General features: G+C 53.7%; 22 protein-coding genes. 9 read left to right on the top strand and 13 right to left on the bottom strand.

What is annotated here, in order from left to right:
* Positions 1-91 precede the first annotated feature (91 nt).
* Both gyrB and FFR93_RS06695 read left to right on the top strand, forming a co-directional pair.
* The gene (gene gyrB, locus FFR93_RS06700) at positions 92-2,554 is read left to right on the top strand and encodes a DNA topoisomerase (ATP-hydrolyzing) subunit B (RefSeq protein ID WP_138392575.1); all 2,463 of its coding nucleotides are present in this window, start codon (positions 92-94) and stop codon (positions 2,552-2,554) included.
* 2 nt (positions 2,555-2,556) lie between these two features.
* The gene (locus FFR93_RS06695; RefSeq protein ID WP_138392574.1) at positions 2,557-3,192 is read left to right on the top strand and encodes a hypothetical protein; all 636 of its coding nucleotides are present in this window, start codon (positions 2,557-2,559) and stop codon (positions 3,190-3,192) included.
* 30 nt (positions 3,193-3,222) lie between these two features.
* Here the strand turns inward: FFR93_RS06695 and FFR93_RS06690 are convergent, their stop codons facing one another.
* A complete protein-coding gene (locus tag FFR93_RS06690) occupies positions 3,223-3,669 on the bottom strand; it encodes a MucR family transcriptional regulator (protein WP_138392573.1) in 447 nt (148 codons plus the stop codon).
* 678 nt (positions 3,670-4,347) lie between these two features.
* Between FFR93_RS06690 and FFR93_RS06685 the strand changes: the two genes are divergently transcribed.
* From FFR93_RS06685 to FFR93_RS06670, 4 genes are all read left to right on the top strand, one after another.
* The gene (locus FFR93_RS06685) at positions 4,348-4,647 is read left to right on the top strand and encodes a hypothetical protein (protein ID WP_138392572.1); all 300 of its coding nucleotides are present in this window, start codon (positions 4,348-4,350) and stop codon (positions 4,645-4,647) included.
* A 94-nt stretch (positions 4,648-4,741) separates the two neighbouring features.
* The gene (locus FFR93_RS06680) at positions 4,742-5,425 is read left to right on the top strand and encodes a polymer-forming cytoskeletal protein (RefSeq protein WP_138392571.1); all 684 of its coding nucleotides are present in this window, start codon (positions 4,742-4,744) and stop codon (positions 5,423-5,425) included.
* A 24-nt stretch (positions 5,426-5,449) separates the two neighbouring features.
* On the top strand, positions 5,450-8,254 hold the full coding sequence (gene gyrA, locus FFR93_RS06675; RefSeq protein WP_138392570.1) for a DNA gyrase subunit A: 2,805 nt from the start codon (positions 5,450-5,452) through the stop codon (positions 8,252-8,254).
* 67 nt (positions 8,255-8,321) lie between these two features.
* Positions 8,322-9,722, top strand: coding sequence for a hypothetical protein (locus FFR93_RS06670; protein ID WP_138392569.1), 1,401 nt, complete (start codon positions 8,322-8,324; stop codon positions 9,720-9,722).
* Between the two features lie 163 nt (positions 9,723-9,885).
* On the opposite strand, the gene FFR93_RS06665 is transcribed toward FFR93_RS06670, so the two are convergent.
* The 4 genes from FFR93_RS06665 to FFR93_RS06650 are packed head-to-tail and all read right to left on the bottom strand — an operon-like array spanning position 9,886 to position 12,965.
* On the bottom strand, positions 9,886-10,314 hold the full coding sequence (locus FFR93_RS06665) for a hypothetical protein (protein WP_138392568.1): 429 nt from the start codon (positions 10,312-10,314) through the stop codon (positions 9,886-9,888).
* 43 nt (positions 10,315-10,357) lie between these two features.
* Positions 10,358-10,990 carry a hypothetical protein gene (locus tag FFR93_RS06660; RefSeq protein WP_138392567.1) on the bottom strand — a complete coding sequence of 211 codons (633 nt, stop codon included), beginning with the start codon at positions 10,988-10,990 and terminating at the stop codon, positions 10,358-10,360.
* Positions 10,981-12,510, bottom strand: a complete 1,530-nt coding sequence (locus tag FFR93_RS06655; RefSeq protein ID WP_138392566.1) for an extensin family protein — start codon at positions 12,508-12,510, stop codon at positions 10,981-10,983. Before FFR93_RS06655 ends, FFR93_RS06660 begins: the two co-directional genes overlap by 10 nt.
* Complete coding sequence (locus FFR93_RS06650; RefSeq protein ID WP_138392565.1) at positions 12,510-12,965, bottom strand: hypothetical protein; 456 nt, start codon at positions 12,963-12,965, stop codon at positions 12,510-12,512. The genes FFR93_RS06655 and FFR93_RS06650 overlap by 1 nt, the downstream gene beginning before the upstream one ends.
* 140 nt (positions 12,966-13,105) lie before the next feature.
* On the opposite strand from FFR93_RS06650, the gene FFR93_RS06645 reads away from it, so the two are divergent.
* Positions 13,106-13,774, top strand: a complete 669-nt coding sequence (locus tag FFR93_RS06645; RefSeq protein WP_138392564.1) for a hypothetical protein — start codon at positions 13,106-13,108, stop codon at positions 13,772-13,774.
* A 299-nt stretch (positions 13,775-14,073) separates the two neighbouring features.
* Here FFR93_RS06645 and FFR93_RS06640 read toward each other — a convergent pair whose 3' ends face one another.
* The 4 genes from FFR93_RS06640 to FFR93_RS06625 all read right to left on the bottom strand — a co-directional run bounded on the left by FFR93_RS06640 (position 14,074) and on the right by FFR93_RS06625 (position 17,198).
* On the bottom strand, positions 14,074-15,033 hold the full coding sequence (locus tag FFR93_RS06640) for a lytic transglycosylase domain-containing protein (protein WP_138392563.1): 960 nt from the start codon (positions 15,031-15,033) through the stop codon (positions 14,074-14,076).
* Positions 15,034-15,131: 98 nt separating this feature from the next.
* On the bottom strand, positions 15,132-15,410 hold the full coding sequence (locus FFR93_RS06635) for a hypothetical protein (RefSeq protein WP_138392562.1): 279 nt from the start codon (positions 15,408-15,410) through the stop codon (positions 15,132-15,134).
* Positions 15,392-16,354: a hypothetical protein gene (locus tag FFR93_RS06630; RefSeq protein ID WP_138392561.1), complete on the bottom strand. Its 963-nt coding sequence runs from the start codon at positions 16,352-16,354 to the stop codon at positions 15,392-15,394. Before FFR93_RS06630 ends, FFR93_RS06635 begins: the two co-directional genes overlap by 19 nt.
* A 64-nt stretch (positions 16,355-16,418) precedes the next feature.
* A complete protein-coding gene (locus tag FFR93_RS06625) occupies positions 16,419-17,198 on the bottom strand; it encodes a hypothetical protein (RefSeq protein WP_138392560.1) in 780 nt (259 codons plus the stop codon).
* Positions 17,199-17,733: 535 nt separating this feature from the next.
* Here FFR93_RS06625 and FFR93_RS06620 point away from each other — a divergent pair.
* Together FFR93_RS06620 and FFR93_RS06615 are read left to right on the top strand one after the other, a co-directional pair.
* Positions 17,734-18,813: a site-specific integrase gene (locus FFR93_RS06620; RefSeq protein WP_138392559.1), complete on the top strand. Its 1,080-nt coding sequence runs from the start codon at positions 17,734-17,736 to the stop codon at positions 18,811-18,813.
* A gap of 22 nt (positions 18,814-18,835) precedes the next feature.
* A complete protein-coding gene (locus FFR93_RS06615; protein WP_138392558.1) occupies positions 18,836-19,291 on the top strand; it encodes a hypothetical protein in 456 nt (151 codons plus the stop codon).
* 19 nt (positions 19,292-19,310) lie between these two features.
* Here the strand turns inward: FFR93_RS06615 and FFR93_RS06610 are convergent, their stop codons facing one another.
* The 4 genes from FFR93_RS06610 to FFR93_RS06595 all read right to left on the bottom strand — a co-directional run bounded on the left by FFR93_RS06610 (position 19,311) and on the right by FFR93_RS06595 (position 23,086).
* On the bottom strand, positions 19,311-19,805 hold the full coding sequence (locus FFR93_RS06610) for a hypothetical protein (protein ID WP_138392557.1): 495 nt from the start codon (positions 19,803-19,805) through the stop codon (positions 19,311-19,313).
* 8 nt (positions 19,806-19,813) lie between these two features.
* On the bottom strand, positions 19,814-20,305 hold the full coding sequence (locus FFR93_RS06605; RefSeq protein ID WP_138392556.1) for a hypothetical protein: 492 nt from the start codon (positions 20,303-20,305) through the stop codon (positions 19,814-19,816).
* Between the two features lie 62 nt (positions 20,306-20,367).
* On the bottom strand, positions 20,368-20,862 hold the full coding sequence (locus FFR93_RS06600) for a hypothetical protein (RefSeq protein WP_138392555.1): 495 nt from the start codon (positions 20,860-20,862) through the stop codon (positions 20,368-20,370).
* Positions 20,855-23,086: an ATP-binding protein gene (locus FFR93_RS06595; RefSeq protein WP_138392554.1), complete on the bottom strand. Its 2,232-nt coding sequence runs from the start codon at positions 23,084-23,086 to the stop codon at positions 20,855-20,857. The genes FFR93_RS06600 and FFR93_RS06595 overlap by 8 nt, the downstream gene beginning before the upstream one ends.
* Positions 23,087-23,126: the final 40 nt, after the last annotated feature.

Here is a 23,126-nt window from a genome sequence, read left to right as displayed (position 1 = left end):
AATTCAACAGAATCCTCCAGCGACAATTAGTTGACAGAACTCCTTTCTGCCGACACAAATGTCATCTGCATATTTTTTGAAGGAATTCCTTATGTCCGAATCCGCCGCTCTCTCGAAGGCACAAGCTGGCGCTGCCGATTATGGCGCGGACAGCATTAAGGCCCTGAAGGGTCTAGAAGCTGTCCGTATGCGTCCCGGGATGTATATCGGTGACGTTGGCGACGGCTCTGGTCTCCACCACATGATCTACGAAGTCGTCGACAACGGTATCGACGAAGCGCTGGGTGGTTACTGCGACACCGTCACTCTTACGCTGAATGCCGACGGCTCGGCTACGGTCACCGATAACGGCCGTGGTATTCCGGTCGACATGCACAAGGAAGAAAATCGTCCGGCCATCGAAGTCATCATGACAGACCTTCATGCGGGCGGTAAATTCGACCAGAATTCCTACAAGGTCTCCGGTGGTCTACACGGCGTCGGCGTATCCGTGGTGAACGCGCTCTCCACGCGCCTTGAAGCGACCGTTTATCGTAATGGTCAGGAATATTTCATCGCTTTCGAACATGGTGAAGTCGCTGAGCCCCTTCGCGTCGTCGGCCCGGCGGTCCCGGCCAATCGTACTGGTACGACCGTAACGTTCTGGCCCTCGCCGCAGACCTTCGACGCTGTCGTTTTCGACCAGGAAGTCCTCCTGCGTCGTATGCGTGAACTCGCCTTCCTGAATTCCGGAGTGAAGGTTCTATTCCATGATGCGCGTGTTGAAGGTTCTGTCCCGAAGGAATTCCTCTACGAGGGCGGCATTCGCGCCATGGTCGAATACAGCGACCGCAACGAAAAGGTAATCAACGCCAAGCCTATCGTCATCCGTGGCGTCCGCAAGGGAACCCGTAACGGTGCGGAAGTCGAGGTTACCATCGACATCGCAATGCAGTGGAACACCGGTTATCGCGACAAGATTCTGGCGTTCACCAACAATATTCCGCAGCGTGATGGCGGTAACCACGTCGCCGGTTTCCGGGCCGCTTTGACCCGCACCATGTCGCAGTTTGCTGAAGCAAATCTGACGGGCAAGCAGAAAATTTCGATCTCCGCCGACGACATCAAGGATGGTCTGACCGCAGTCATCTCCGTCAAGGTGCCCGATCCGAAGTTCTCCTCGCAGACGAAGGACAAGCTGGTTTCGCAGGAAGTCCAGGGCCCGGTCACGCAGCTTGTGAACGAAGTGCTCCAGGTCTGGCTGGACGAGAACCCGGCTGAAGGCAAGAAAATCGTGCAGAAAATGGCTGAGGCCGCTTTGGCTCGTGAAGCCGCGCGTCTTGCTCGTGAAACCGTTCGCAACAAGAGCAAGCTCGATATCGCTTCGCTTCCGGACAAGCTTGCGGACTGCCAGTCGCGTAAGCCGCATGAAACCGAAGTCTTCATTGTCGAAGGTGACTCGGCAGGTGGCTCCGCAAAAACCGGCCGTGACCGTAAGTTCCAGGCTATCTTGCCACTGCGCGGTAAGGTGCTGAACGTTGAGCGCGCTCGCATGGACAAGATTTTGCAGTCCGAGCAGATCGGCACTCTGATCATGGCGCTCGGCACCGGCATCGGCGAAGAGCACTTTGATGCCGACAAGGCCCGTTACCACAAGATCATCATCATGACGGACGCCGACGTCGACGGAAACCATATCAGAACGCTTCTCCTGACGTTCTTTTACCGTCATATGCCGGAGTTGATCGCTCGCGGTTATATCTATATTGCGCAGCCGCCTCTGTTTAAGGTGACGCGTGGCAAGAAGAAGGAATACCTTCTCGACCAGGCTGCTCTGGACCAGTACATCATGAATTCTGGCCTGGAAGGCACGTTCCTGACGCTCGCAGACGAACGCGTCCTTGAAGGTGAAGCCTTGATCAAGGCGGCTCTCTCCGCTCGTGAAGCTGAACGCTACATCGCACCTCTGGTCGATGAAGTTGGCAGCGTGGATGTTGTTACCGCCATGGCAATTTGCGGCTTCTTCCATCCGGCTGGTTTCGAGACTGAAGAGAACAAGGCAAGCCTCCTTGAATGGCTGCTTGAGTTCCTTACGAGCCGTACGGAAAAAACACGCTGGTCTGGTCAGGTGACTGACGATGGTCTTGAGATCACCTGGAGACATCGTGGCGTGATCAACCAGTGCTTCGTCCCGAACAATATCGTCAAGAAGCAGGACGCTATCGCCCTGACGAAGATGGCTGAGCAGTTGGGGGAAATCTACGGCCCCGGCGCTGAATACACGGCCAAGAACGGTGAAAAGTCGATGGTCTTCACTCCGGCCGCTCTTTTCGATCTCGCGGATGCAACTGGTCGCAAGGGCATTGCGATCCAGCGCTACAAGGGTCTCGGCGAAATGAACGCAGCGGAATTGAAGGAAACGACGCTGCTGCCAGCAAACCGTTCTCTGCTTCAGGTGAAGATGCGCGATGCCGAGATCGCGGACGAACTGTTCGCTGTTCTCATGGGCGATGAAGTGTCGGAGCGCAAGCAGTTCATTATCGACAACTCCAAGCTTGCCGAGATCGATCTGTGAGCATGGCTCAAGCATTGCCGTTGGCCGGGACTTCCCTGGCCAACGGTTACGATCCGCGTGTGTTGTTGTTGAACGATCTGCTCCTGAAAGGTGTAGCACATCTCGAAGACCTACGCATCGAGGGTGTCGCGAAGACCAATTTCATGAAGTGCGACGAGCGCAGCATCTACGTTCTCGAATACCTCTTCAAATCTCCCTATGAGATTATGGATGCAGACATGCCGCCTTTGCGCAGGTCGCATAACCATTCGGTCGTAAGACATCTGGTCGATCTTCTTGGTCGCAAGGATCAGGTCTCGGCTGCGGCCGAACTATCTTCTGCTTTGACCGAGTGCGACCCTGTTCGTATCAGTGATCAGGAGGCTTCTACGGAACTCCGCGTTTGTTATATGATCGAGATGCATACGCTTATCTTCGGCATCCTCAGCGAGGTTATGGATAAGCGTCTGTCGGTATCGCTGCTTAAGAAGGCTGAGAAGGTGCGTGCACAAGCGATTTTGCCGGAAACCTGTCGGCCCGGCCTGGCTTACATGCACAAGGATCGCCTCATTGAATTGCTCGCGCTACGCTTGACATCTAAGGGACATGAGTGGGCTGCAGAGATCGTGTTGAATCAAAAAGGGCGGCCGATCTGGTAGCCGCCCTTTTTGCATTCCTCAGTCGGCGGATCAGGCTGCCTTACGCTGACTTGCCCGACGGCGGGTTTGTCCCAATCCACTTTCCCTCGCGAGCGCCGAGCGTTTTTCTGCGTAGCTGGGAGCGACCATTGGGTAATCAGACGGCAGCGACCATTCTGCCTTGTATTCTTCCGGTGTCACGCTGTGATGGGTGGCGAGATGACGCTTCAAAGACTTGAAGGCCTTGCCGCATTCAAGGCAGGTGATCTCTTCATTGGTAACAGACTTCTTGATCGATACCGCAGGCTTCCTCGGCTCGACCTTTTCTTCTACCTTAACCGGCGAGTCAGTCGTCCTGAGAAGCGCGCCGTGCACTGAAGCGATCAGCTCGGCGAGTTCACTTTGCGGAACTACATGGTTCGTTACGTACGCAGATACGATGTCGGATGTGAGGACAACGAGGCCACCCTTGTCCTGGGTCTCAATGGTTTCGCTCATCTATCGCTCCTTTTGGTCGGTGATGAATCAGTGGGATGGCATCCATTTAGACCTATTGGCTAGGATTTCAAGTCATAAAGGGTTGTAAATGGAAAACCTCAATTAAAACCTTTATATTGCCCAGAGTAAGAAGATAAATCCTGCGGCTTGAGCCCTGTGCTAATAGCTTCTCCTTAGAAACCATTGTTAGAAAATTCCACGGCCTCATTAACCTTGAATCTTTCCTCAAGGAACCACTTCCCTTTAGGAGATTATTAACATCCCAAATTATTTCCCTATGTCTATTTTTACTGTCATCACACAGTGGCATATGCCTCCGGTCATAATTCCGTTCGATTTAAACCTAGCTGGTGGCGAAACCTTCATTGTTGCTTATTTTCCCCGCCGTTCATCTCACCGCCGTGGCTGTGTTCTTGACCATCTCTTCCTGGTCTCGGCCATGGTTATCCTGGCTCGGGATCAAGGACATCTGCTGTGAAAAACGGGTTGATTCCGCTTGCGGGCAACCTTTTTCAACGCGTCTGTCGTTGTTGTTTAAGCTTGCTTACCCTTACCTCGAAGGCTGTTTCGCGGCTGAACTGAATAATTTTTCTCATTATAAATTCGGCACTGTAGTGCTTGCGAAAATTGATGGGTGGGTCATCATGTTAATATCGTATTTTCCAGAAGGAACTCCTTATGTCTGAAGCCCTCGCAACGTCTGCGAATGAAATCCCCGTGCGCTTCGAAGTTGGTGAGAAGGAAATCAGTCTCACTGAGGTTAATCGTGCCATTCGACGCACTCTGATGAAGCATGCGGACAAGTTCCGTAAAACGTACGCGGCGTACAAGGACCTGCGAGATAGTGAAGGTCGCGGTGTGACGATTGTCATCAAGTCGCCCAAAACTCTGTCACTTCAGATTACGGTCTCCCTGGAATTCTCTGAAGAACTTCGCCCTCAGATCGAAGGCTCTCAGCAGGCTGAGCGGGTAGCCTAATTTCGTCAAGAATTCCTTTTGAGCGGCCAAACTTTGTTGACAGGCGATTGGTTTGGCCACTATCCTTAAAGGAATTATCCTTGGAGAAATCCTTATGACCACAGTTCTAGACATTGAGCACCAGTTGGACGGTGAAATCATTGTTCGTGATCAGCACGTCGGCGATATTCGCTGCAAAAAGCTCACGATCACTCGTTCCGGCTCCGTTAAGGGCAATATCCTCTGCAAGCATTTGCAGATCGGTGGCTATGTCGAGGGAATTGCGGTCTGTCATGTTCTCGAAGGCAACACCCAGGGCACTCTCCATGGAAGCCTTTATTACGTGACTAAAAAGGACGAAGCCAAGGTCGCCGGTATCGTTGATTATCGGGAACCTCCCGTTTCTGTCTGGGCAGTTGTCATGCCTGAAGCAATTGATGTTCCGGCACTCTCTTCGGCCGATGAATTCGATGTTGCTACCGAGGAAGCTTTTGCGGATGCCGTTGAGGAATTCGTTCAGGAAATTGCCTCAGAACCGGTTGTCGATACGCTCGTGTCTACGGACGCAGTTGTGGTTGCCGACAGCATCGCCGCTGAAGAAACTGCTACGGGTGATGAGGTCGGTTTTGCCGCGCCCGTCCCCTCCTCACACCCTGTTGAGGTCAGCGGCACATCTTCGAAATTCTTCCCAACGCCAGTTGAAGTGGTTGAGGCCCTGCAAAAGCCCGTCGAAACCGCACCAGCTGTTGCCTGGGTATCAACGGGCCGCAAGGTGCCGCTTGGCGCTCGCTTCTTTTAATTTTTGAATAGCAAGGACCTCAAAATGGGTATCGAAAACCAGTTCTCTCCAGAAGATCACGAGCCATCGGCAGTCGCTGCCGTGACCGATGGCAAGACGATCTTCATGGAAGACGAAATGAAGAAATCCTTCCTGGATTACGCCATGAGCGTTATCGTCGCTCGTGCACTTCCGGACGTTCGCGACGGCCTCAAGCCCGTTCACCGCCGCATCATCTACTCGATGTTTGAAAAGGGTAATACCGCATCGAAGCCGTATGAAAAGTGCGCAAAGACCGTCGGTAACGTGATCGGTAACTATCATCCGCACGGTGATCAGGCTGTCTACTCTTCTCTCGTCCGCCTTGCTCAAGACTGGGTCCAGCGTCATCCGATCATTGATGGCCAGGGTAACTTCGGCAACCGTGATGGCGATCCTCCGGCTGCTTACCGTTATACCGAAGCCCGACTTCACCGTCTTGCTGAACGTCTTGTGACCGATCTACGCAAGGGTACGGTTGAATTCATCCCGACCTTCGACAACAAGGAAATGGAGCCTCGCCTTCTCCCGGCTCGTTGGCCGAACCTGATCGTCAACGGCCAGATCGGTATTGCCGTCGGTATGGCGACCGAAATCCCTTCTCACAATCTATCTGAGGCCATCGACGCGTGTTTCCTGATCATGGACAACCCGAATGCGACGGTCGATGACATCATGCAGGTTATGCCGGGTCCCGATTTCTCGACCGCTGGCGTGATCATGGGTCAGGGCGGCATCCGCCAGGCCTACGAGACTGGTCGTGGCTCGATCCGCGTCGCCGGTCGTTGGGATATCGTCGAAACAAAGGGCGGCAAGACGCAGATCATCATTACGGAAATGCCGTGGGGCACCAACGCCACGAACACCGTTAAGAAGATCAACGAAATGCGTAAGGTCGCGGACAAGCTTCGCCAGACCAACAAGGAGTACGACAAGGTACTCGACGGAATCGCCGAAGTCGTCGACGAAACTGCAGAAGACCTGCGTATCGTTGTCGAGGTCAAGCGTGATGCCGATCCGAATATCGTCCTCAACTTCTTGAAGAAGAAGACCGACCTCGTCACGACCTTCTCCTATAACTCTACGGTTCTCGGTTCGAACGGTCAGCCGTCTGTCATGAGCATGGCGGAAATGATCCGCGAATTCGTCGCCTTCCGCCGTCAGACGGTGCGCAAGCGGACGATTTTCGAACTGAATGAGGCGCGCGAAACACTGACCTACACCATCGGCTTGTATGCCGCTGTTTCGCAGGTCGATCTTGTCGTGAACACGATCAAGACTTCAAGCGATCAGAGCATCGCACAGGCTCGTCTGCAGGAAATCGACTTCCCGACGGAAGGGGAACTGGCAGAACTCCTTTTCGCTGCCGATCCTGACTTCGAAGTTGACCCGAACTACCGTCTGACGGCTGAACAGGCCAAGCATGTCCTCGAAATGAGCCTGGGCCGCCTGACGGGTATGGAAACCTCGAAGATCGCTGACAATGCTCGTGACCTCGTGAAGCAGATCGAGTTCCACAACTCGGTTCTGAACGAGCGTTCGATCCTCGACGGCATCGTTCGCAATGAAATGCAGGAAATCAAGGATCGCTTCCATTCGCCGCGTATGACTGAAATCCAGCCGTATGACGCCGATGAAATCGATGATGAAGACCTGATCGAGCACAAGGACATCGTCGTCACCCTGTCGAATTCCGGCTACGTTAAGCGTACCGAGCTTGGTGCCTATCGCGAGCAGAAGCGCGGCGGTAAGGGTCGCAGCGGCATGGAAACGAAGGAAGACGACTTCATCCAGACTGCGCTTCACTGCAGCACGAAGTCGACACTTCTGCTGTTCACGTCGCGCGGCATTGCCCATACGCTCAAGGCTTTCCAGCTTCCGGAAGGCAACCCGAGTTACAAGGGTCGCCCGATTGTGAACTTCATCAATCTGCTGTCCGACGAGACCATTACTAATGTTATCGTCATGCCGCGTGATCCTGAAGAGATTGCTGAACTCAGCCTCCTGTTCGTCACCGATTTCGGCGACATTCGCCGCAACTCGGCAACCGACTTCGCCAAGGTCAACAAGAACGGCAAGATCGCCATCAAGCTTGAAGGTGATAATGGCGAGCCGCTGGGCAAACTGGTCAAGGTTCTGCTTGCCGGAAACACCGATGACGTTCTGATTTCGACCGAGGAAGGCAATTGCTGCCGCTTCCTGGTTGACGATCTCCGCGTCTTCAACAGCCGCGCCTCGACCGGCGTTCGTGCGATCAAGCTGGCTCGTGCTGGTGACAAGCGTTCGGATGGCTCCATTCTGGAGAAGGACGATGCGGTCAACGATGCAAGCGTGGTTTCGAATTTCCCGCTGACGCCGCAGGAGCGTGATGCTTACCAGGCCGGTGGCACCCACACGTCCAAGAATGCCGATGGTGTCGAGGAAACGACGACGTTGACCCAGGAGCGCATGGCCGAGATGGCTGCCGGTGAGGAATTGCTCATCACGGTATCCGCCAAGGGCTTTGGCAAGCGTTCCTCTGCTTACGAATACCGCAGGACTTCGCGTGGCGGCGTCGGCACGAAGGCTGCCAATATCAACCCTGAGACAGGTGCGCTTGTCGCGTGTTTCCCTGTCCAAGAGTCTGACGGCCTCGTCATGATCACCGATGGTGGTCAGATGATCCGCACCCGTGTTTCTGAGGTTCCGGTCTATGGCCGTGCGACCCGTGGGGTTCGGATGTTCCGTCTGGCCGCAGACCAGAAGATCGTTTCGGTCTTCCGCGTCAACGGTGACGAAGTCGCGGACGAAGAGCCAGCGGCCACCGCCTGATCACAGACAATTCGGGACGCAAGCAATGCGTCCCGCCTTTCATTCACATTCTGAAAACGGAGCTACCATGTTCGATAAAACGAAATTCCTGGTCGTTGGTGATGCGCTTCTCGGCGTGGATCGTGCCAACAACCGCCTGAATGCCGCCAAGGCGCAGCTTGAAACCGCGAAGGGCATTGTCGAAGCCGCGCGCGCCGATATCGAGACCGCAAAAGAAGGCGTTACCACTGCCAAGGCCAACCTGGATACCATTCTGGCTGGCTTCGACAACAGCGGCCTGTCCAAGGCCACCATCCTGTCGACAGCCGAAGACCTGAACCGCGTGTTCAGTGCAGTTGAGCCGGTCGCCGAACAGGAAGTCGTTGCTGAGCCGGAACTTTCGAAAGCCTCGGCCCGTAAGGTGATCGATTCCTTGCGCGACGTGCTTTCCACTGTTTCGGATCGCGAAGACTACGCCGACCTCCGTTCGCCGCTCGAAGAAATCCTTGCCACGGTTCAATCCGTCGGCGGCTCGTCCAAGGACGAATCCGAGACCAAGCCGAAGCGTAAGCGTCGCAGCAAGGGTGACGAAGATGATACCTCTGCAGCTGAGGCAACGACCGTCGTTTCCACCGAAGCCGTCGAACCGGCTGCCGTTACCGATATGGCTGCAGTAGAAACGGAAACTGCAGCGGTCGTAGTTGGTGCTGAGGAACAGCAGACCGTTGAGGTTGTTGCAGAAGCGGTCGCCGATGTCGTTAACGAAGTCAACAATGACGAAGTTAAGGATGAAATCATTGAGCTGATCGATTCCAACGTCCCTGCAGGTGATCTGAACAACCTGATCGCAACGACTGCTTTCGCTGTCTACCTTGGATCGCAGGACCGCCCGCTTTCTCTCGGTGATTTCCTCGATGCAATGACGCTGGAGACGGTGAAGTCTGCAAGCGGCGCTGATTACCTGGATGACGAAATGCGTGGTCTCGTCGCCAACATGCTCGAAGACTCCGCTTATGTTTCCTCTGCCCTCACCTGGTTCGTTGCTGGTGTCCGCGCACTCGAAAATGGCAAGGACTTCCCGGCATTTGAAGGCGTCGTTCAGGCTGACGTGATCGAGGAAGCCGCTGTCGTTGAAGAGGTCGCCGATGTTCCGACTGAGGTCGAAGAAGAACAGCCGGTCGAAGAGGTTGACCTGACTTCTGCTGACGACCAGACAATCGTCGGCCCGGTAGATGCTGCCAGTGATGAAGTAGTGGCTGAAGATGAGCTACTGGTTCTCGAAGAGGCTGAAGAGGTCCTGGAATTTGTCGAAGAAGTAGCCGAGGAGATTCAGCCCGAAGCCGCCCCGGTCGTTGTAGAGCCTGCTCCCGCACCATCGCCGGTTGAAAAGCCTGCGACGGCACCGGCACGCCCTGCTCCTTCGGCACCGGCTGAAGGCTTGAAGAAGCCGAATTTCTTCCAGCGTCCGAGCTTCCCGACCAAGGGCTAAGTATCTGCCCGTTGAGAACGAACGCCACCCCTTCGGAAGATCGGGTGGCTTTCTGCTTTTTGGGGATGCGTGTTGTTCGTTGACGGGAGGGCAACAAAAAGGCCGCGTCGCGACCAGATATATCCATTATGAAATCTGTTTCGTAGAAAGGCGACGTCTGGCGTCACTTCAAGGAAGGTGCACCGTATTCGGGTTCAAGATAAATAACTTCTCTCGCCTTGAGCGCTTGACCAGGATTCGTGAGCATGATTTCCCGGTCGCCAATCCATCCGACAATCCCATTTTTTAAGAATGCATTTGCTACGGCATAACTCGTGGCTTCTGGATCATCGCAAACGGCCGTTGCCACGGCTTCCCAGCGTTTCAGAGCTGTAACGTCGACGAGATCGATGTCGTCGATTGTTTCGCTTACCAGGACCCGCCCGAGGCCTCGTTCCCGACCCTGTGGAAGGCTTTCAGACCAACCGACCCATCGAATCGCGTCTTCATGTCTTAAGGTGAACCAGCAGGGACCATCCGGGATCGCGAAATCTCCTGCAGAATCGGTTCCGTGGTACAGCATCGTGCCTTTCGCTATTGTCACTCGATCCATTGTTAAATCCTGGTCAGTTCGGCTAAAGCTTAGCCGTGGCAGTTCACATTTCCTTGAAAACCGATCCCGTCCAGATGACCGTCCTCGATGGAACTTCATCGTTCCCGACAAGCCCAATCAGTACGGTACCGAGTTTCTCGCCTGGCTTTGCCATTATTGTAAAAGTCGTTGCCTGAAACTTCTTCACCCAGGCCTCCCCGACAAGCGAATAAATTTGGACCAGGCAGCCATCGGGCTTGCAGTCACCTGGAAGTCTCGATTGCACGATCAGGTCATTAAAATATGGGTTGGTGATCATTGCAGCCGCAACATCAATAGATGGGTTATCCGGCTTCTGTTTTCCTGTTCTCTTTATATAGTCCGGAAGAACGACATCGTTCAGGACTTGCTGCACGTACTGGGTATGTGTCTGCCAATCGAAGTCCATAAACCCACGTTCATAAAACACATCATTATCCGTCACGAGTTCATTGCCGTCTTCCTCGTTATCCAGTTCCTTTTTGTCCCTCACGATATCAGGGATAGAGTCCGCCTCGACAGGCGGCTTCACCAACAATGCTGGAATCTCAGATTGAAGTCCTTGCGGATTATTTTGTTGGGCGACAACCCCAGATGCGATGTTGCCACAAATCGACGTCGCCAGGAGAATCGTCTTGATTGATCTCGTTATTTGCATCCGCTCTGGTTTCCCCATTCGACGTGGTTGTGGCCAAACTTCGTGTAATTCGCGTAAGTTGGCGTAAGGACGAGTTTGAAGCTTGAGCACGCAATAGCCTTCACCTGATTGGCGATTGCATAGAATGGGGCGGAAGGGTTTCTTACCTGAGCCATTGAGACCGCTTGTCCACCATAAATGAACCCGCCCCAGTCGACAGCCCATCCTTTTGCGTGACCCGTGATCGTACCTGGGATGTTGCCACGGTCGTCACGCTTAGGGCCGCAAGTGCGGATAGCTGAAATGTCGGACGTGTAACCAGATACTCCTATCCCTTTCAGCTTTAGCCCCATGTTCTCCATTGCAACTGCTGTATCGCATGCCATCGTTATCGTTTTGCCGAAGGGGAGTGCCGTACCAGACAGTGAAACAGCATTTTCAATAAAACATGATGTGCCGCCGTAGGTTCCATTCGAAACCTGGCCAAGTGAATTGAACTGCACCCCCATGCCTTGAAGTTTCTGGATGCATGCGGGGTCCGATACCGGGCCTGTTGGCTGCTGAAGGTTGTTGTCCATGCCGTCTTGGTCGGCAACGACTTCCTTTGCCCAGGAGCAGGCCAAAGCGAACGACCAAGAGCCGGTGCCTGGGCCAAATGTCAGGTTTTCGCACTTTTCCTTGTTCGGGCCCTTCGGCTCTTTTTCAGCCATGGCTTCAGCGGAATCGCATTCACCCTGTGTCATGAGGTAAGGTTGCGTTCGGCGGCAGAATGCAGCCGTCGCGCCCGAGAAATTCGCACAGCTGATCTCGTTGATCATCTTCATCGTCGGGACACAGGTTTTCTTACTCATGTCCTTATTCGTGACAGAGCACGAAGAGCCAGCGCACATGTAGGTTTGCACGCACATCCCGTTCGCGTCGGTGGTGCTCGCGCCCAGTGTGTAGCCTGATGGCGACGTCTGGCCCTTTTTACCGCAGAAACCGCCGCTCTTCAGGAATTCATTAACGCCTCCCTGACCCATCAGCTGCGCACCCATCAAGTAAGCACCCTGAGACATCTGACCGCATCCGCCAGGAATTTGGGCTCCACTGGCAATTGCATTCTTTGTTTCACTAAGGGCGTAACTTGCCTGCTTTGCTTGCCATAGCGGCTCCACCAAGTCCTGAACACTTGAATTACTCATCCAGTCTTGAGCAGAATTGATGCCATCCTTCCCGGTCCAGTTGGCTGGATTGTATGTGGCTTTGTAATTGATCGAGCCGTCCGGGTTCCTACTCGTCCCCTTCTTCAGATAGCCCATGTCTTCGAGTGCTTCCGCGCCCATCTGGAACTTACCGATGTAGCCCTTGTTATTGTCCGCCTGATAGTTTCCGGAACCTCGGGATTCGAACTTCGCCTTCAACGCATCGATATCGCACTTTTGTTCGGTAACCGCTTCACCATCGGCTTTTTTCGCAATGGCATCGTCGGCGGCGAACGACGGAGGCGTGAACGCAATAACCGCTGCAATTAAAGCAGAAAATAAACGACCAGATTTCATCAGTTTTCCTCACCCTTCGACGTTCTGAGCGGGATCACGTAGTCACATAGAAATGCAGAATTCCTTGTGGCGGTAAGTGTGTGATCTTCTTCGAACCTGCAGACCTGATCATTGAATATTCTTTCGCCTGCAACAATTACGCGGACAGGGCAATTCATGTCGGCACACTGCTGCCGGTCGACCCAGATGGACATCACAACATTCTGTCCGAGATCATTTTTGAATTCTGCGATCTTGGCGTATTTGCCTTTGTCATAGCCGTGCCACCAGCTGTCATCGGCAGCGCTATCCATCCAGATTTTCTTCAAGCGCGGATCGTCTAGCTTGACCATTTTGTAGGGGACCTGGTTCGAGGTGTCGTTGACCTCTGTGGGACTGAGAGCTTCCTGAGCCGCCAGAATGGTCGGATGCACCAACGTCAGTGCGACGAGAACCGCGCCAAAAATGCTTTTCACCGAGAATTCCTTATTACAATAAATCCGCATTTCAATAATTCAGCCGGAAGATAGCCAAGTCAAGAAATTGAGGACACGGCTTGTGGGCTCGACCATCTCGATTTAGGCTATGTTAACTTAGCCTTCGATTTAGGTGACAAATGAATTTCAAACATTTGTTTGGCATGACAGGAATCTTGTGCGCAACCGTTCTCGTGTCCTCATGCACGACGACCGGTTCTGCGGTAAACGCTGACATTATCAAAGAGCATAGTGCGTCCTATCAAGCTAAGGGGACGGCCGCAGTCTCCAACGATATCAAGACGATACTGATGGCGGGCGGCCTCGATGCGAGCGATCCTTCGTCACCTACGTCATCGACAAGGACAGCGGAACTTCAGAAAATTCCAAGCCGTGACCAGAAAGAAGTTGAGGCTCTTGTTGCCTCTTTGTCAGGAAAACCTGCACCGGTTCAGGAGATCAAAACTTCGTCATCACCGGTTGTAGTGCCCACTGCCATGGCTCAGAAGACGCCGGAAAAGCCGAAGTCTGAGGCCGCTGCGCCGACAACCGCTCTCGCCCTGGTTACTCCGCAGGAATCTGTTACCGAGGAGCGTTTCAAATTTCCAGATATTGGTCCTAATCTGAAGCCCGGGCAGGTGATCAATACAGAAACCGCCGCCGCCGTAATACCGGTCCCGGAGGTCGCGTCCGTTTCGGAGGTAAAGCCCACTCCTGAGAAGTTCCAGAACGTGGGGAAGACGATCAAGAAAGCATCTCGCCCGAAAAGCGATATCGTCTACGCCAAACCTTCGGTGCAGCGATTTTGATATTGATCGTTTCCGATAGTCGCGCTTAATCATTCGTCGAGGACCTTGGTTCTCGACGTTCTTGTTTGTTGGCTTTGCCAATCAACGAAAACGGGCTCAGTAAGGTAATGAGATTGTGAGCGATGAGATCACTTAAAACTGCCGCGCTAGTGCGCAACTCGCCGGATGCGCTTGATAGCTTCTCATTGATGAAATTCAGATGAACAATCCACGGACACTTTCTCCTGATAGTCTGGTGTCCAATAAGACATTCTCACCAAGGCGAGCGTTAGAAGGCCGGGGAACCATCGAAATGAGTTTTATTTCGTCGTGCTCATAGTCAAGTACGTGATGTAGCTACCCATGACCTTTTGAACGTATTCACGCGTTTCCTTGAACGGGATGTTTTCAACCCAATCCACAGGGTCCGTTTGTCCACCCCTCGGGTCTCCGAAACGCTTCAGCCACTCTTCCGTTCTTAGCGGACCGGCGTTGTAAGCTGTGAGCGCGAGAGCCGTGTTCTTATATTCGCCCATCAAATCCCCAAGCACCCGACTTCCAACGGCGATGTTGTAGGCTTCGTTGTTTTTCATTTGGTTGATGTCGATCTTGATGCCTTCCTGTTTGCCGACCAGCCGAGCAGTGCCGTCCATTACCTGCATCATGCCTCGTGCACCTTTGCCGCTTGTGGCGGTCTGCTTAAAGCGGGATTCTTCGCGAATGACGGCCAGGACAAGTTCCTTTCTAGCTCTCTGGTCGTGCCAGTAGAGGTCCTTCACCGGAAACGAGCCTGATGCCTGATTTACATGGGCTTTGCTGATGGAAACGTTTGCGGCTGAGGCCGACAGTTGGCCGTAATAAGTGGTGCTGTACGCCATTGCAGCGCCATAAACGATCTTGGCGTCCTTAGCTCTTCCCTGGGCTTCTAGCGTTCGGCCGAGCCAGTATCCGGCCTTGGCACGAGCGACGTTACGCTCCCCTTCCCGCAGAAGCGGGATGTAGCTTGTCATGCTCTTGAAGTGTGCCAGGGCGACATCCGGCCGGTTCAGGTTTCTCAGGGCGATCCATCCCGCCACGAATTCTCGATCTACCATGTTTCCGCTGTTTGCCTGGTAAGACACGGCCGCCCGATAGGCCTCGACCACACGACCAGCTTCCTTCATGCGCATTGATAGTTCACGAGTACCTGGCCAGTTTCCGCCCTTTGCCGCTGAAGCCTGAAACGGCACGATGAAAATCAACGCGCAGAAGATCGCCATGATCAATTTGTGACCGCGCATGCCGCCCCCGAGAAACAGATGTTCTAACGGATTTATGCTGTGCTGCACGTGAAGGCAGTGCAAGTTAAAAAGGCGATATGTAAGGAATTGCGATTATTTTAGCCGTAATTTCTTGCTATGGCGCGTGTCACCACACCTTTGCAGACGTGGATGGCGACCGACGCCGCTATGTCGTTTAAAGCGGAGGTTTCCAAGCGAAACAAAGGAGTTTCCGGTTTTGAGGCTTCGACGACAAAGGTCTCATCGGCATCTTCGTAGATTACCAGATCACGGATGATCAGTTCGTCATTTTCGAGGACAACTGGAATTTTGCATCCAAGCTCGGTGAAAGCGAGTTCGATTCGAGCTTGGATTTCTTTCAAAGGGCTCGGCGACATATGAAGAGCCTGTTCTGTTTCACTCCGCCTTCGATCTCCAGGAGATCAGCGTCGAGGAGCTTGTCGACAATATCCTTTGCTCCTCGATCCGTGACCTTGAGGGCTTCGGCCAGTGTTTTCATGGAGAAGACAGGCATTCCGAGCATGTAGTCGATTGCTCTTCCTATGCTGGATGTTGAGCGGCCAATGGGACACAGTGCGGCTATCGTAGCGCGGCCGGGTGCTATCTCCTTGATCAGCCCGGTCTCAATCCTGACCCCATCGGCAACCGCTCCCGTAAATACGGAAGCCCAATTGATGGCCGAGGTAGAAGATTCCCGAACCTCATCGTTCTGACGTCGCACACCTTCCGCAGTTCCGAGGATCGGAGACTTGCAATCAAACGCCTTAGCCAGGCAGATAGGAGCCATCAGCAACGCCATCCGGATCGCGGTGCTGGAGAAACGCCCCGAATTGAAGATTGTGCGGATTACTTCCATCCATGCCCATGGATCATTCTTCTCCGCGACCTCGATCAGTTCGCCCTGCAGCCACAAAGCATCGTTCTCGATACTCCAAAGGAACTCTGGTCGCCGGACACGGCCGAAGCTTGCATCGGATACCTCAAATATTTCAATGATTTTCTGACGATCAGGCAGGTCTGTGCCAAGGGACACAACGAGCTTTAGGGCGTCGTAAATGTCCAGAGCAATGCGGGTGCCTCGCTCAACATTGGTCAGTTCCCGCTTGCCCAGGAGTCGAGCAAGGTTCTCTTTTCGTGCACCGGCACCTTCAAGCGAAGCGATTGCCAGTGCTTCACGGCGTAGAGCTGCAGGTATGTAGACGACATCCCTGTTCGGGATGGTCTGGAAATTCTCATCATATCGTGCGCAAGCAGCTGCGGCCGATACGAACGCAATATTGTCTACCAAAAGGGTGTCGTGGTCGTTTTCAGTCATGCTCATAGAGAAATCGTGACCGATGGCCACGATTCCGTCTATAGCAAACCGAAAATCTCAGATCGTTAGATCAGACGAGCGCGCGTGGGGTGTAACCCATGCTGTTGATCGCTTCGTAATAATGTTCGCAGGCAACCGAGTGAATTTCTGCGACAGTCGCTGGCAGGGTGATGTATCCACCGTGGGTGCTGACCGAAATATCGCAGACATGAGAGATGATGTCTTCGATAGGACGCCGCTGACCGATATCCAGGTGAGGGGTCTTGGAGCGGTGATCGTCGCGGATTGCCTGGGCGGCGCGGCTTGCGATCTCTTCGCTGAAGGTCAGAACCGGCATTTCGTCGGCATCCTGGCCGTACATCATGCCCGGGAAGGTGCGCATGATGGGATGAGCCGCCGCGATAACTGAGGCAATAGCCGCCCAGCTGACGCTCGGGCCGTACCAGCCGCATTCCTGGTCTGTGACCGGGTAAAGGCGACGCATATGAAGTGCGATGTCAGAAAGAACGATGCGCATCATGGCATCTTCGGAAATGTCGTTGTTCAGAATGTCGTGGCCGAGGATAACGAGACAGTCATCGGCGTGAATGTCGACGTCCAGAAGGTTGGCGCAGTCTTGAGCCAATTCCAGCTCATCGCGCAGGGCATAGGTGTAATGGTGGCCGGTCATGCCCGGCATCATGATGACGTGGAAGGTGATGTTGTCGTCTTTGATGATCTGGGCGACGCACTCTTTATAGAGCGCCTGCATGGCAATAGCGATCTTGCTGCTTTTTTCAGCCTGGACGACTTCCCGTACCGTTGCGGCGTTGCATTGGGTCGGACGAGGAAGGTAGCTAAGTCGTGTCATTAGAACAATTTCCCTCAGATTTGGTCCGTAACTACGCAGTTTGTCTACAAATTTGTGACAAGCTGAGGTCGTCCCCGGCGGACCGTAAATGTAGTCAACCTTGATTAGGTTCAAAAGTGACACATTAATCCGAACGCCAGCCAGCAGCTATAAATCGTGTTCTGACGGGTCAGAATGATTTCGCCACCTGCGCCACCCATATTCTGATGTCCAATAAGCTTCATTATCGGACCCTAGCAAAAGCCAGGTTCATATGGGTCGGTTGGGTGCTGAACCAGGTCATTAAATCAGAGCGATCTCAACCAATTCAGCGATGTCTTCATGTTCGACTTTGGAACTGAGGATTGTTTAGCTTCAAATGCGGTTGCAGACAAGCCTAAAAATGGGCCTTTGTTAACAGATTTTAATGTGGGAAAAGCCTTGGTATTCGGATGGTTAACACAGATGTTGTTTGTTCCGAATTGAAATAAATGGCGCTTTGAAAAAGCCCGCCGTAGCCCGATGCTATAAGGAATTAAACTATCAGAAACCCTGAATGCTTGAACAACCCGGCACCGGACTTGATGTAATCGAACAGGAAGGCAACCGTGAGGTGAGCCAATTCCTGGATGATCGCGCGCGTTCCAGGTTGAAAGCTATCGTCGACGATGGTACGCCGCCGAACACGAAGGCGGCTTATGCATCCGATATGCGCTACTTCTGGAGTTGGGCATCGGCCATCGGATGGACCGACGAGCCCGTTCTCCCGGTTCCCGTCGAAATTGTGGTTCGGTTCATTACCGACCATATGGACGGTCTGGATGACGACGTCGAAGACGACCTCATTGCTCGTGGCGCAAAGGCGCATCGTGGCCCTCTTGCGATCAGCACGATTGATCGCCGGGTATCGACGCTTTCGAGCTTCCATCGTGTGAAGGGTCTTCCCAATCCATGTGCCGACCCCGGCATCGTCAAGCTGATGTCGAAATCCCGCAAGGCTGCGGCCCGAAGAGGGTACAGGCCTCGCAAGAAGAAGGCCGTTATCAAGTCCGTCCTCGATGCGATGATCGAGACCACCCAGGAAAATCGCCTCATCGACATACGGGATCGAGCCCTGATGCTCTTCGGCTGGGCGAGCGGCGGCCGTCGCCGGTCGGAGATCGCGTCAGCGGTCATCGATAGCCTGGAAGAAGTGGAAGGCAACTATGTCTACCATATGGGGATCACCAAGACCAATCAGGAAGGTGCCGATATCCCTGTGCCGATCAGCGGCAGGGCCGCGATTGCTTTGCGAGAATGGCTGGTCGCTTCCGGCATTAAACGCGGCCCGCTGTTCAGGACGGTTGACCGGCACGGCAACCTCTCGGTCGGCGCGATGAATGACAAAACCGTCGCCAGGATCATAAAGGCCAGAGTTCGCAAGGCCGGTTTCGATCCGGCAACGTTTAGCGGGCACTCCTTGAGATCGGGCTTTCTGACAGAGGCCGGTATTCAGAACGTCAATTTGCTCGAAGCAATGAAGATGTCGCTTCATAAAACTGTGCAGGTTGCCTCGGGTTACCATCAATCCGGTGGCATCTTGCACAATGAAGCTGCATCAATGTTAGATGACGATCCCGACAGGCAAGCTGCCTGATTCATCCCGAGGCTAATTTCCTATGAGCAAAATAGTACCACAGTCCAATCTGCGGATTTGGCCTGCCGATCTCCCGCTTGAAAGCATGCAGGTTGAAGTCCTCGTGCCTTATGATGCGAAAACCGGGGCTGTTTATCTGAACGCTTGCGGGGCAGATGAGGATGAGGTGGCCTCTGCTCTGACAGCCATCGAGATCGTGGGTGAAGCCCGCTTCCAGATCAGGACCGTTGTCTCCACTCTGGATTTCTCAGACGCGGCTGCGCTTCAGAGCAACCTGTTTCCGGTTCATGTTCCCGTTCACGTCGAAACAGGAAAAGTTCTCCTTGCAGGGATCGGAAGCAATGCGGTCGAGGCGGATGCCAATCTGTCGTTCTCGAATGTCGATGCCGATGATTACCGGATCGTCACCGCGATGATGCGCATGCCAGCACCATCATTGGAATACGATGCCGACGAAAGTCTGCTTCCTTCTCCTTGACGCTGAATAGCCGCACCCGTTAACGGCGTCGGCTCCACGTCATCTCTTCCTCATCGTCGTCCGGAAAGTAGGAGTCGATAGGCCGCTGTTCAGGACCATGAGGACCAAGATATTCTGCCGTGAACTGTTCGACTGCCAGGTTTTCGACATTTGGCGATAAGTCGGACATGGACGCTTCGACGTAGGTGACGACCGCTTCACCAATCTCGCTGATGGTGCTTTTGATGCTGGGAGTTGCCGCCCCGCAAACGATATATTCGCGGAGATGGTCCCACCATTCCTGCTTGAAGCCTGGGAAGTTCGCTCTCAGAAAACGGAGTGATCCGCTGTGGTTGTTTCCGCCGCCATTATTATAAGCGTCGTGCTCGATTTTCGCGAAGGCCCGGAGACACTCGCCTTGCAAGGTTTTCGCATGTCCAAAACCGCTGGATGGAAACAGTTCCGCTTTAAGCCTGTCGTACAGTTCTTGCCGTGGGTTTTTGCCGCCCCAAAAGGTCTTTTGCCAATCCATCATCGAGCTTCTCACATTTTCATCGTTGGCTGGTTGGCGATTTCCTGTGCGATAGCATCAACGGCTTGCTTCGCAGCCCGTCGGCGATATCCGAATACGTCCTCGCTCGGTTCGAAGTCGAAAAGCTCGACAATTTTGTTCTGACCAAAACCGAACGTCTCGCGTGCTCTCACCCGATCCGCTGTTACATCGATGGCGAACCACCTGTCGTCGATCTTGTTGATGAAACTGATGCGCTCTGGGGCGCTGTTCTTTTCGACGCAGAGGTACCCTTCACTTTCCAGGTCCCGGATAAGATCGCGGACTTCCTGAGCTTCGAGCGCCTGATAGGCTTCTCCCTCGGCTTCATCTTCAGAATGCCACGGTCCGCTCCAGCTGCTTTCGCCGGGCAATTGGAAATAGAGACCATGGCCTGCCCTATCTGGATCACCGTCTGGATCGGCGTCGAAATGCTGATACACAACCTGTTTGGCATCGATCAGCTGGATAGTTTCTTGGTTCATGGCATGGTCTCCGAGTGTCTCGACAACCATGCCCGGCCGGAATGCTTAGGAGAAGCGCGGCTTCAAGGAATGAAACGATTTTCGAGCGACGTGACGAAATCGTCCAACTTTTGCTGGAATTCGGCCGTGTTGAAGGGCGCATGAGGCAGCAGGCGCATCACGCCAACCAGGTTCTTCATCCCTGAGTCCTCCATGTCGACCTCGAAACTGCTTGGTTCCGGCGGCTCGCTCTCAAGAGCGTTCAGCTTTATCGACGGCTTGATGCGAAAGTGAGTGCGAATTCCGTCGAGATCGGTCTCGCCGCGCACATCGATTAATTTTCCGTCCCCGTCGCGCACGACAGAATGATGGCCGAAACCCCAGCTCGGGTCCTGCCAGGTTAACTTGACTACCTGAAGGCCGGTGACCTCATGCAAGAGCCAGGCAAACTCATCGCAGTCCGACGACATGAAAGCCCGTTCGATGACTTTCAAATGGTCGTTCGGATCGAGGTCGTCGTCTTCATAGAGTTCGCAGACGTCGTAATACCAGGACGCGATTTCGCCGATGTCAGCCATACCGACGTTCCTGGTCCAGTGTGTCGTCCTCATCATCGTGGAAGCGAATCCGGTCGCCCTCGATGGAAACACCGTTGGGAGACAGCCTCTCGACAGGTCTTGGACCGGGCTCATTATCGAGCGCTTGGTATTTGCCGCTTCTGTAGAGACCGGATGTCGCCTTCACCGCTGTCCGAATGCGACGGATGGCGTCACTCGGGAATATCTCGCGAGTTATATCGTCGTTAAGCTTGGTGTAGTCCTCGTTATGGGGCGAGTTCAGGATGTGCGTGACTTCGTGGACTGCGCGGACCATCAGCCGCCAGAGATCATGATCATCCGAAAGGGAATAGGCGATCTTCCCGTCGGTATCGACCGGATTGAGAAGCAGTTCATGCATATCGTGGTCGTCTTTGCTCCGTTGATGAACGGCCAGAAAATTGCCAGGTCGAACTGCATCGCCTTGCCACTCAAGCTCTGGTACAGAATATATCCATCCAGACCTCCATTTGACCGGCTGAAGATGAGGCCGGACCTCAAACAGTTTCTCGATGGCAATGGAGAGCGCCGTATTCCAGGCGGTCAGGAGCATGTGCGGGACTTTGCCAGCCCCGGTCGAGGTGTCCCAGTTGTCCGGATGGTTGCGCCGGATCGAAGCCTTTGTCTTGTCATTCGTTGACAGGATGCTGATCCGGACATCGTGCAGGTTCTTGAGCCGTTTTTCATGCTCCACACGCAATTCGGTCCGGCTGGCTTCCATCCGCTCGACAACAGCATCGATGATCCATGGCTTCAATTCGTCGGGGCACAATTCGACGAAGACATCTTCAGATATATCGAAATCGAACGACCGCTCGCGGACCTTTTCCACGAAATCGAGGATCATGCTCCGCAGCGGCCCACTGTCCAATTCCCAAACAAGCTCGTTCAAAGGGCCTTCGTGATATTTTATTCCCTTTATCAGAGATCGCGTCATGTCAAAGGTCATGCCAGCCTTGTGCAGTTGGGCAGCCGTCTTGAATTGCGCTGCCTTCCTGACATCCGTGGTCACGTACGGCTTTGCCATCAAACCTTCGAGCTTCGCGCTGGACAGAGTTTCATGAACGGTCTTCGCCCGGGATTCAAAAGCCCCGTGCTCACCCTTTACCATGATCTGGTTCTTGGCTTCCTTTTTCATTAAGGCGGAGTTTACATCTGTGGCAAGTTGCTGCGTAAAAGCGTCGACTTCCTTTCTGTAGATGGCGTTCAAGCCGTCTCGGTTGGAATTGAGGACGCTGCGCGATTTCTTTGGGTCGATTTCCAGGACGACGTCGGACCCTGTCATCGTTCCTATGTGCGTCGAGAACATAGCTGCGCCGTCAACACGAACAATCAGCTTTGCCGTGTCCTGAGTATTGGGTTTCTTAACGACGTAGACGGTGGCGAATTCTTCGAGTGTTTCTGCCGACCCTACGGAGAGTCTGTCCTTCGCCCTGCCTTTCTTCGTTTCGATCTTTTCAGAAGCCTGGAAATAAGCTTCCGGGCTCATATCGTTAATCGTAACGTTCGGCTTGATCTGACTCTCGGACAGGTACGTTTTAAGGGCCGCCTTCATTCGCTCCAGGCTGGCTGGTCGACCATAGTGGTATGATGGGTCCCTCTCGGTTTCCAGATCGACCTCGACGCGGCACCCCTTGTAGCCCCCTTGAGCAATCGCGGCCTTGACCATCTCGCGGTCCCGCCAGATTCCCTGGAGCGATGTATTTGAAGAGGTTTCGACAGCGGCAGACTGCGTCTTCACGTCTCTTTCGAAATCGTCCAACTTTGCCAGTGCCGTATCAAGCGGATAGATGTCGAAGTCACCGCCCTCCCCCACAACGAAGTTGTCTTGTGTCAGGATGGAGTAGCGATCCTGTGAGAAGCACGTCATCAGGCGTGCTCGCCCGAAGCCGCCTACGCTTCCATCGTCCGCAGTCTTGGTTGTATGCCCGATGGCGAAGTAGACGTCGTCGAGAACATCATAGGACATTCCACATCCGTCATCGGCAAAGACCACCCGAACGACGTTTGGCGGATCACTTCTATAATTGCCGAAGGAGCCCCTGCCCTCTTTCTGGTCGAGATAGATGCGGATATTCTCCGATCCGGCATCGACCGAGTTTTGAAAAAGCTCTCGCCAGAACGCGAGAAACCAGTCGCTATAGAAGCCGTCACGCTCCTTCTTGAAGAAGCTTTTATGAATGGTGACTTTGCGCGGTTCAGACATATTGATTACCTTGTCATATTTCGCCCCAGCCTTCCAGACC

Source organism: Rhizobium sp. MHM7A (assembly GCF_005862215.1).
Taxonomy (GTDB): domain Bacteria; phylum Pseudomonadota; class Alphaproteobacteria; order Rhizobiales; family Rhizobiaceae; genus Rhizobium; species Rhizobium bangladeshense.
This window is presented reverse-complemented; position numbering and strand designations above follow the sequence as displayed.

Coding starts and splice junctions, on each gene's coding strand:
- FFR93_RS06595 (WP_138392554.1), bottom strand. CDS start 23,086: ATGTCTGAACCGCGCAAAGTCACCATTCATAAAAGCTTCTTCAAGAAG.
- FFR93_RS06680 (WP_138392571.1), top strand. CDS start 4,742: ATGACCACAGTTCTAGACATTGAGCACCAGTTGGACGGTGAAATCATT.
- FFR93_RS06660 (WP_138392567.1), bottom strand. CDS start 10,990: ATGCAAATAACGAGATCAATCAAGACGATTCTCCTGGCGACGTCGATT.
- FFR93_RS06635 (WP_138392562.1), bottom strand. CDS start 15,410: ATGTCGCCGAGCCCTTTGAAAGAAATCCAAGCTCGAATCGAACTCGCT.
- FFR93_RS06695 (WP_138392574.1), top strand. CDS start 2,557: ATGGCTCAAGCATTGCCGTTGGCCGGGACTTCCCTGGCCAACGGTTAC.
- FFR93_RS06600 (WP_138392555.1), bottom strand. CDS start 20,862: ATGGCTGACATCGGCGAAATCGCGTCCTGGTATTACGACGTCTGCGAA.
- FFR93_RS06620 (WP_138392559.1), top strand. CDS start 17,734: ATGCTTGAACAACCCGGCACCGGACTTGATGTAATCGAACAGGAAGGC.
- FFR93_RS06685 (WP_138392572.1), top strand. CDS start 4,348: ATGTCTGAAGCCCTCGCAACGTCTGCGAATGAAATCCCCGTGCGCTTC.
- FFR93_RS06630 (WP_138392561.1), bottom strand. CDS start 16,354: ATGAGCATGACTGAAAACGACCACGACACCCTTTTGGTAGACAATATT.
- FFR93_RS06625 (WP_138392560.1), bottom strand. CDS start 17,198: ATGACACGACTTAGCTACCTTCCTCGTCCGACCCAATGCAACGCCGCA.
- FFR93_RS06605 (WP_138392556.1), bottom strand. CDS start 20,305: ATGAACCAAGAAACTATCCAGCTGATCGATGCCAAACAGGTTGTGTAT.
- gyrA (WP_138392570.1), top strand. CDS start 5,450: ATGGGTATCGAAAACCAGTTCTCTCCAGAAGATCACGAGCCATCGGCA.
- gyrB (WP_138392575.1), top strand. CDS start 92: ATGTCCGAATCCGCCGCTCTCTCGAAGGCACAAGCTGGCGCTGCCGAT.
- FFR93_RS06645 (WP_138392564.1), top strand. CDS start 13,106: ATGAATTTCAAACATTTGTTTGGCATGACAGGAATCTTGTGCGCAACC.
- FFR93_RS06655 (WP_138392566.1), bottom strand. CDS start 12,510: ATGAAATCTGGTCGTTTATTTTCTGCTTTAATTGCAGCGGTTATTGCG.
- FFR93_RS06665 (WP_138392568.1), bottom strand. CDS start 10,314: ATGGATCGAGTGACAATAGCGAAAGGCACGATGCTGTACCACGGAACC.
- FFR93_RS06670 (WP_138392569.1), top strand. CDS start 8,322: ATGTTCGATAAAACGAAATTCCTGGTCGTTGGTGATGCGCTTCTCGGC.
- FFR93_RS06615 (WP_138392558.1), top strand. CDS start 18,836: ATGAGCAAAATAGTACCACAGTCCAATCTGCGGATTTGGCCTGCCGAT.
- FFR93_RS06610 (WP_138392557.1), bottom strand. CDS start 19,805: ATGATGGATTGGCAAAAGACCTTTTGGGGCGGCAAAAACCCACGGCAA.
- FFR93_RS06640 (WP_138392563.1), bottom strand. CDS start 15,033: ATGCGCGGTCACAAATTGATCATGGCGATCTTCTGCGCGTTGATTTTC.
- FFR93_RS06690 (WP_138392573.1), bottom strand. CDS start 3,669: ATGAGCGAAACCATTGAGACCCAGGACAAGGGTGGCCTCGTTGTCCTC.